The organism is Salinimicrobium sp. WS361 (genome assembly GCF_050750585.1).
Taxonomy (GTDB): Bacteria; Bacteroidota; Bacteroidia; order Flavobacteriales; family Flavobacteriaceae; genus Salinimicrobium.
Genome location: NZ_JBOJLM010000050.1, coordinates 1 through 1436 on the forward strand (window position 1 = coordinate 1; position 1436 = coordinate 1436).

Here is a 1436-nt window from a genome sequence, read left to right on the forward strand (position 1 = left end):
CAACAACATATCCTATGAAAAGCAATAATCGGCTTCTCTTCTAAAATTAATATTTAATTCTCTTTATTTCAATAGTTTATAATTTTTTAGCACATTTAATTTTTGATGAAGCTTTGCTTCAGTAGAAATTAAATGCATAATAACCCGCTCCGCATCCTATTTGTGGTCACTTCTATTAGCGCCACCAGCATCATTATGATTGGTTAAATAAGCCCATCCACTAGCTAAAAAATGTGATCCTGAAATGGCCACCTACGTTGTTTTGTGGTATGGGCTTCTAATATTTTGAGCTTGGTCATTGATTTATATTTATGCTACCACCCCAATTTCATAAGGAGTTTTAGTTTTTATTACGGCTAAGGTTCTGCTTAATAATTTGTGAGCCACCTTAACTATTATTTTCTTGACGTCCTTACCCAGGTGCTGGCGGTAATAAGTCTGCATCACGGGATCTGTCCTTATGGCTTGCCAGGCAGCCTCCACAAAATAAGAGCGGATGAGTCTATGGCATCTCGGGTTCATCCCTTTAGATTTAGAATTAGCACCACTCTCGTAAATATTGGGAGCCAGCCCTATATAACCTGCAAGATGTTTAAGACTGCTGAAACGCCTTAGATCACCAAGCTCGGCAATAATACCCACTGCTACAATACCTCCAATCCCCGGAATGCTCCTTAGCAGGTAATAATCTTGTTTGAAATGTGTACGGCAATAGGCTCTCAACTTACTGGAAATATCACGAAGCTCCTTATCAGTGAAACGGAAATCACGCATTTTACTGGCCAGGGATTCCCTGGCAGTACCATACTCGAATTCCTGGCTATCTACCCAATGACGAAATTCATGGCTCCAATGATCATTATCAAATTCGGGTGGAACCTTGACTCCGTAATAGAGCAACTGCATTTTTATCAGAGACTTAATTCTCCGTAGATCCTTCACCAGATCATTGCGGCGACGAAACAGACTTCGAAGTTCTTCACGTTCTATATCGGGAACTATGATACTTTGCAGTCGGCCGTCTTTGAGTTCGCGACTAATGAGCTGCGCATCGATTCGATCGGTTTTGGTGTAGCGTTCTTTTCCTTTCCGGTGAATGTCGGCAGGATTCACAACTAACGATTCCCAACCAAAGCTCACAAAGCTGCGATGTGCAGAATAACCACAACAACCGGCTTCATAAGCAGTAGATACCTGGTGGTCCGGAAAATGTTTTTGAACGTACTTCAGCAACTCATTTGGATCTGGAGGCATAGTAAAAGATTTCCCAGCAAAAAGGTCTGTGCTACAGTGTATTTTCCAGCTCCTCTTGTGGATGTCGATTCCAATGAATAGCTTTGGTAAGGCAGTAACTCGAGTTATCATATCTTTAGAGTTTATGGTGAATTTTAAAGATACTCGATTACTGCTTTTTCATTGATGCTAAAAACAATGCT

1 protein-coding gene is annotated in these 1436 nt (G+C 40.8%); it reads right to left on the reverse strand.

Annotation, left to right across the window (positions count from 1 at the left end; translation table 11 throughout):
* Positions 1-309: 309 nt before the first annotated feature.
* Positions 310-1365: an IS110 family transposase gene (locus tag ACQ93I_RS17175; RefSeq protein ID WP_431699602.1), complete on the reverse strand. Its 1056-nt coding sequence runs from the start codon at positions 1363-1365 to the stop codon at positions 310-312.
* Between the last annotated feature and the right edge of the window lie 71 nt (positions 1366-1436).

Coding starts and splice junctions, on each gene's coding strand:
- ACQ93I_RS17175 (WP_431699602.1), bottom strand. CDS start 1,365: ATGATAACTCGAGTTACTGCCTTACCAAAGCTATTCATTGGAATCGAC.